Annotated in this window: 6 protein-coding genes; 3 read left to right on the top strand and 3 right to left on the bottom strand. The window is 70.5% G+C overall.

Translation table 11 applies throughout. From position 1 onward, the window contains the following. The 3 genes from G6021_RS08965 to G6021_RS17885 form a co-directional block, all read right to left on the bottom strand. The coding region (locus tag G6021_RS08965) for a TetR family transcriptional regulator (protein ID WP_182641103.1) at positions 1-659 on the bottom strand (659 nt) is incomplete at its 3' end. Between the two features lie 40 nt (positions 660-699). Next, positions 700-1,686, bottom strand: a complete 987-nt coding sequence (locus G6021_RS08960; protein WP_347238940.1) for an ABC transporter permease — start codon at positions 1,684-1,686, stop codon at positions 700-702. Continuing rightward, positions 1,679-2,797: an ABC transporter permease subunit gene (locus tag G6021_RS17885; RefSeq protein WP_182641102.1), complete on the bottom strand. Its 1,119-nt coding sequence runs from the start codon at positions 2,795-2,797 to the stop codon at positions 1,679-1,681. Before G6021_RS17885 ends, G6021_RS08960 begins: the two co-directional genes overlap by 8 nt. 167 nt (positions 2,798-2,964) lie before the next feature. Between G6021_RS17885 and G6021_RS08950 the strand changes: the two genes are divergently transcribed. The 3 genes from G6021_RS08950 to G6021_RS08940 are packed head-to-tail and all read left to right on the top strand — an operon-like array spanning position 2,965 to position 6,652. Continuing rightward, the gene (locus tag G6021_RS08950; RefSeq protein ID WP_304815001.1) at positions 2,965-4,017 is read left to right on the top strand and encodes an ABC transporter ATP-binding protein; all 1,053 of its coding nucleotides are present in this window, start codon (positions 2,965-2,967) and stop codon (positions 4,015-4,017) included. After that, on the top strand, positions 4,014-5,051 hold the full coding sequence (locus G6021_RS08945) for an oligopeptide/dipeptide ABC transporter ATP-binding protein (RefSeq protein WP_179523250.1): 1,038 nt from the start codon (positions 4,014-4,016) through the stop codon (positions 5,049-5,051). Before G6021_RS08950 ends, G6021_RS08945 begins: the two co-directional genes overlap by 4 nt. Next, the gene (locus G6021_RS08940; RefSeq protein WP_182641101.1) at positions 5,048-6,652 is read left to right on the top strand and encodes an ABC transporter substrate-binding protein; all 1,605 of its coding nucleotides are present in this window, start codon (positions 5,048-5,050) and stop codon (positions 6,650-6,652) included. Before G6021_RS08945 ends, G6021_RS08940 begins: the two co-directional genes overlap by 4 nt. Positions 6,653-6,877: the final 225 nt, after the last annotated feature.

The raw sequence follows: 6,877 nt of genomic DNA, 5'->3' as shown, positions 1-6,877 counted from the left end.
GCCCCGGACCCCGCCCCGGACCCCGCCCCGGCACACAGTGCGGCCTCGATCATGTCGTAGAGGTGCGCCACGACGTCCTCGAACCGCGCGTTGACCACGGTGTTCCGGGCGTCCCGGCGGTCCTCGTACACCGCCAGCGCCCCGGTGAACATCTGGGTGGCCAGGTCGATGCGTTCGAACGCCACCCGCCGCGGCAGGTGGGAGAGCACGTCGATCAGCCGCACCACCACGTCGTCGGTCGCCGTCCGCAGATCCGCCTCCGGGATGCCCGGCGCCATGACCGGCCCGACCCGCTGCAGGAACCGCGCGTAGTGCGTGGCCTCGGGGTGGGCGCGCAGGAGCTCGACGATCGGTTCGAACAGCACCCCGACGAGGGTGTGCAGGTCGTAGCCCAGACCCTGCTCGTCGGCCGCGGCCAGCCGCGCCTTCCGGGCGGAGTCCAGGGAGATGATCCGGCGTCGCAACACCTGCAGGATCAACCCGTCGCGGCTGCCGAAGTGGTACTGGACGGCCGAGTTGTTGCGTTGACCGGCCGCCGTCGCGACGTCGCGCATCGAGACGTCGTCCAGCCCCCGCTCGCTGATCATCTTCTCGGCGACCTCGATCATCGCCGTCTTGGCGTCCTTGGCGTCGCGGGAATCGCCGGCCTCCTCGGGCATCTCGGCCACGTCGGCTGCGCTCCCCTCGGCTGAGGTCTCATCAGATCTTCGCTGCACCGGGACTCCACTTCCGACCTGCCGCCTCGCCCAGCTGATTGAAACTGAGCACCGTCAGGAATAGTACGACCGCCGGGACGCCGACGAGATACGGGTATCGCTGGAAATCGGCCTGACCGGCACTGATCATGTTGCCCCATGTCGGTTCCGGCCGGGGAATGCTCAGCCCCAGGTAGCTCAGCGACGCCTCGGCCACGATCAACACGGCGACGAGCATGAAGCTGTACGAGAAGACCGGTTGGACGATGTTCGGGGTGACCTCCCGCAGCATGATCCGCAGTTCACCCGCCCCGAGCGACCTCGCCGCGGTGACGAACTCCCGGCCGGCGAAGCTCATCGCGTTGGCCCGGACGAGCCGGGCGTAGGCCGGGACAACCATGATCCCGAGGGCGAGGGTGATGTTGGGCAGTGTCGGGTCGAGCACGGTGACGATCGCGATGAGCAGGATGAGCGACGGGAACGCCAGCAGGGTGTCGGTGATGATGGAGACGATGCGATCGGTCCACCCACCCCGGTAGCCGGCCACCAGCCCGAGCGCGCCACCGACGAGGGCCCCGACCAGGACTCCGCCGATACCCACGACGAGGGAGACCCGGGCGCCGTAGAGCAGGCCTCCCAGGATGTCCAGGCCCTGTCCGTCCGTCCCGAGGGGATGGTCGGACAGCAGGTCGGGGGCGAGGGTCGACGGCGTCATCAGCGCGAGGGACGGGTCGCGCGCCTCGGCCAGCGGCAGGAAGTCCACGAACAGTGCGCCCAGGACGATGAGGACGGTCCAGGCCAGGGCGAGCGCGGTGCCGAGTCCGGACAACCGGGGCATCCTCGGACGGCGGCGTGCCGGGGTGGCGGCGGCCACGGTGGGATCGGCGACGACGGCGGGGCCCGCGTCGGGCCCGTAGGCAGCGGGGGTGGAGGCAGCCCGGGTGGGATCGGGGCGGGTGGAATCGGGGCGGGTCGGGTCGGTGTCAGCCACGGCGGATCCTCGGGTCGATGAGTGCGTACGTGACGTCGACGGTCATGTTGACCAGGACGTAGAACACGGCGATCACGATCACCCCGCCCAGGACGACCGGCAGGTTGTCGTTCTGGACGGCGTCGACGATCATGCTGCCCATGCCGGGGAGGTTGAACAGGCGCTCGACCACCACCGTCCCGCCGATGAGCCGGCCCAGGCTGATCCCGGCCAGGGTGATGATGGAGACCGTGGACGGTCGCAGTGCCTCCGAGACCAGGACGTGCCGGGTGGGCATGCCCTTGGCGCGCGCCGAGAGGACGAAGTCCTGCTGGAGGGTGGAGATCATGTCGGTCCGCAGGACGCGGGTGAAGATCGCGACCTCCATCAGGGCGAGGGTGATGGCCGGCAGGGCGATGCTCCGCAGGTTCTCCCCCAGTCCGTCGGCCAGCGGCACGTAGCCCTGCCGCGGGAACTCGGGGAGGAACAGGGCCAGCAGGGCCAGTACCGCGCCCACCGCGACGCCGCCGATCAGGGCCCGGCCCCACATCACCCCGGGTGACCCGGGGCCGCCGCGCCTGCCGAGCGGGGACAGCGCCACCGCGAGGCCGATCACCACCGCCGCGCCGAGGATCAACTGCTGCGCCAACGAGTGGTTGAAGACCAACAGGTAGATCAGCAGCAGGCCGGCCACGAAGCTGGGGACCGAGATGAACGCGAACGCCACGATCGAGGCCACCTGGTCGAACACCCCACCGCGCCGGTAGGCCGACCACACGGCGACGGGCACCGCGATCGCCAGCGAGAGGATGATCGACAGGAACGCGAGCTGCATGGTGACCGGCAGCGCGTTGCCGATCAGCTCCACCACGGACTGGTTGGGCGGGACCAGTGAGTTCCCGAGGTCGCCGGAGGCCACCCCTCCGACCCAGTCGGTGAACCGGGTCCACACGGGATCGTCCAGTCCCAGTTCCTCCCTCGCCAGCTGGTATTGCTCCGCGGTGGCTCCCGGGCCGACGGCCGAGGCCGCGGAGTCACCCGGCACCGCCTCCATGAGGAAGAACGCGCCGGTCGCGGCGAGTACGACGACGACGACCGCGTGCAGAGCGCGTTCGCCAATGAACCTGAGCACGTAGAGACCCTTCGATTGAGACACCGCCTGAGGCGGTTACTTAGTCGTCTTGACGTAGACACCATATGCCGTGATACTCGTCACAGCAAGACGGATTAAGTAGATGACTTAGACCGGACCATCACACCGAGGAGGCCGTCATCGCCGCCGCACCACCCCGCCGACCCGTGTCGTCGAACGACCGGGACGACCTGCTGCTCGAGGTCCGGGAACTCCGCACCCACATCGACACCCCCTCCGGGCGCATCACGCCCGTCGACGGGGTCGACATCTCCCTGCGCCGCGGCGAGACGATCGGCATCGTCGGCGAGTCCGGCTCCGGCAAGTCGATGCTCGTCCGCTCGATCATGGGCATCGCCCCCACCTCCGCGCGGGTGGATCCCTCCTCGACGGTCCGTTTCGACGGCCGGGACGTCCTGGCCCTGTCCCAGCGCGAGGCACAGAAGTTCTGGGGACGCGAGATCGCGATGGTCTTCCAGGACCCGCTCACCTCGCTCAACCCCATCCGGACCATCGGTCGGCAGATCATCGACCCGCTGCGGCACCATCTGGGACTGGGTCGCCGGGAGGCGGCCGACCGCGCGGTCGAGCTCCTCGAGCGGGTCCGGATCCCCTCTCCCCGCGCCCGCCTCACCGAGTACCCCCACCAGCTCTCCGGCGGCATGCGCCAACGCGTCGGGATCGCCATCGCCCTGTCCTGCTCGCCCAAGCTGCTCATCGCCGACGAGCCCACCACCGCGCTCGACGTGACGGTGCAGCACGAGATCCTCGACCTCCTCCACGGGCTGCAGGCCGACGGGGACATGGCGATGATCCTGGTCAGCCACGACCTCGCCGTGGTCTCGCAGCACACCGACCGGATCGGGGTCATGTACGCCGGTCGGTTCCTCGAGGTGGGCGACACCCGGGCGCTGCTCGACGAACCCGCGCACCCCTACACCGGCGCACTGCTGGACTCGATCCCGCGGCCGGACCTGCCTCCGCACACCCGGCTCACCGTGATCGAGGGGCGCCCGCCGAACCTGCGGGAGATGCCGCCGGGATGCCGGTTCGCCCCGAGATGCCCCCGCGTGGCGGACGACTGCCTCGTCGTCGACCCCCCTCTCGAGGACCTCGCCACGGCCTCCACCTCCCACCCCACGGCGACCACCGTCCACCGCGTCGGATGTCTCCACCCCACCGTCCCCGTCCACCACCGCACCAGCAGCGAGGCCTCATGACCGGCTCCAGTCAGCACGTCGCCGACGCGCCCACCCCGCCGGACGCGGGACGGCCCGGGGACGCCAAGCTCGTCGTCGATCACGTGACCGTCGAGTACCACACCCGCAAGGGGACGGTCCACGCCGTCTCGGACGTCTCCCTCGAGGTCCCCCAGGGCAGGACGCTGGCTCTGGTCGGCGAGTCCGGCTGCGGCAAGTCCAGCCTCGGCCGGGCGCTGCTCCAGCTCCCCCGTCCCACCTCCGGGCGGGTGATGGTCGACGAGACCGACCTGTGCTCGCTCTCCGGGGCCTCCCTCACCCGGGCCCGGAAGCTGATCCAGATGGTGTTCCAGGACCCCGTCTCGTCGCTCAATCCCCGCCGCAGGGTCCGGGACATCGTGGCGGAGGGCCTGGAGATCCAGGGCGTCGACGGCGGCCGGGAGGAGATCCGGCGCCGGGTCGACGCGGCCCTCGAGGCGGTGGGCCTGGACCCCGACCACGCCGGTGGCCGGCGCCCGTCCGAGTTCTCGGGCGGCCAGTGCCAACGCATCGCCCTGGCCCGGGCACTGGTACTCGAGCCCGAGGTGCTGGTGTGCGACGAGCCGGTCTCCGCGCTCGACGTCTCCGTGCAGGCGCAGATCCTCAATCTGCTCGAGGAGATGAAGGAGCGCTACCGGCTGACGATGGTCTTCATCTCCCACGACCTGTCGGTGGTGCACAACATCGCCGACCAGGTGGCCGTGATGTACCTCGGCACGGTGTGCGAGGTCGCCGACACCTCCTCCCTCTACCGCGCGCCCGCCCACCCGTACACGATGCTGCTCATCTCGTCGGCCCCCACACTCGGCGGCACCCTCGCGGACACGCTCGGCGAGTCGCCGATCACCGCCACGAGTTCGGAGCTGCCCTCCCCGCTCGACCCCCCGTCCGGTTGCCGCTTCCGTACCCGGTGCCCCCGGGCCACCGAGATCTGCGCCGCCGAACGCCCACAGCTGACCGTCATCGCACCCGGCCACCAGGTCGCGTGCCACCACCCTCTCGAGGAGAACCGATGAAGCGCACCACCAGCGCACTGGCCGTACTAGCGGCGGCCACCCTGACCCTGACCGCATGTGGCGGGGGCGGGGACGACTCGACCGCCGCGGCCGGCGGCGAGGGCCTCGCGCCGGACCAGTCCGAGCGCTGCACCGAGGACCGCGCCGGCGGCACGATCACCGTGGGCGAGTTCTCCATGCTCCCCAGCTTCGCGCCCGGCCAGGGCCAGTACGGCGTCCGCGGCGGCGCCCAGTCGGCGGCCGTCTACGACCGGCTCATGGTGTGGAACCCGGAGGCCGAGGAGTTCGAGCCCAAGCTGGCCGAGTCGCTGGAGTCCAACGACGACAACACCGTGTGGACCCTCACCCTCCGCGACGGCGTGACCTTCTCCAACGGCGACCCGCTCACCGCGGAGGACGTCGCGTTCACGGTGGGCCTGCACAAGGACCCCGCCACCCGGTCGGTCGCGATGACCGAGGCCATGGAGATCACCGAGGCTCGGGTGGTGGACCCGCTCACCGTCGAGTTCACGCTCGCCGACCCGTGGGCCGGGTTCCCCATCACGCTCGCCGGGACCGTCGGGGAGGTCATCCCCCGGGACGCCTACGAGGCCGCCGACCCGCAGGAGTGGGCCAGCAACCCGATCGGCGCCGGAGCGTTCACCGTCGCCGACTTCACGCCGGACCAGGAGACCGTGCTCGAGCCCAACCCCGACTACTACGGCGGTCCCGTCTGCCCGACCCTGAAGTTCATCCGCATCCCCGGATCCCAGGGCACCTACGACGCGTTCCAGACGGGTGAGGTCCAGGTCGGGTTCCTGCGCGGCGCCAAGTTCGTGAACATGGCCCAGGACGACGAGGTCCGCGGCTTCGAGGAGATCATCAGCTCCGGCTCGGTGATCAACATGAACTCCGGCAAGGCCGGATACGACGGCGTCCTGACCGACGTCCGCGCCCGCCAGGCCGTCGCCGCCGCGCTGGACCGCGACCTGTGGAACCAGCGCCTCTACAACGGTGAGGGCCAGGCCACCTCGGCACTCGTCGCCGACTCCTCCCGGCTCTACGACGGCCAGGAAGGGCCTGCGTACGACGTGGAGGCGGCCCGGGCCCTGGTGGAGGAGGTCAAGGCCGACACCCCGGACTGGGACGGCACCCTGCGCATGCTCATCGGCGACGGTCCCGAGAACATCGAGGCCGGAGTCGTGGCCAAGGCGCTGCTGGACGCGGCCGGGTTCACGGTCGTGATCGACAACGCGCCGGTCTCCCAGGTCACGGCACGCCAGTTCACCGGGGACTTCGAGATCGTGATCGGCGGACTGGCCACCTCGGACGCCGATCCTGCGGCCGCCTTCGCCAGCGGCATGCTCCCGACCGGGGCGACCAACATCACCGGGATCGACGACCCGGAGCTCACCGCCGCCATCAACGACCTCAAGGCCGCCGCCGACCTCGACGCCCAGAAGGAGGCGCTCAACCGCCTGCAGGAGGTCTTCAACGAGGTGCAGCCGTTCACCGTGATGGCCAACGCCGAGCAGTACGTCGCGATCTCCGACACCGTCGGGGGTCTCACCCCGACCCTGTCCTCGACGGTCCTCTACGACGGGGCGTTCGTGACCGAGTGACTCTGCTCAGGAGTGACGGTGCTCCATGAGTGACGCTGCTCCAAGAGTGACGCTGCTCAGGAGTGATCCCCACCGGTCCTGACCGACCGGCTGCACTCCGACCCCCACGCACACGGGCCCCGGGCTCCCGCCACACGGCGAGGCCGCCCGGGGCCCTGTGGCGTCCCGGTCGAGTCGAGGAACAGTGGCGCGGCTCCTGCCCAGCTCGTGCCCGGCTCGTGCCCG

The sequence above is a fragment of the Dietzia sp. CW19 genome, assembly GCF_014145265.1.
Taxonomy (GTDB): Bacteria; Actinomycetota; Actinomycetes; order Mycobacteriales; family Mycobacteriaceae; genus Dietzia; species Dietzia natronolimnaea.
The sequence above is the reverse complement of the archived record's forward strand: the minus strand, read 5'-3'. Positions and strand labels throughout refer to the sequence as shown.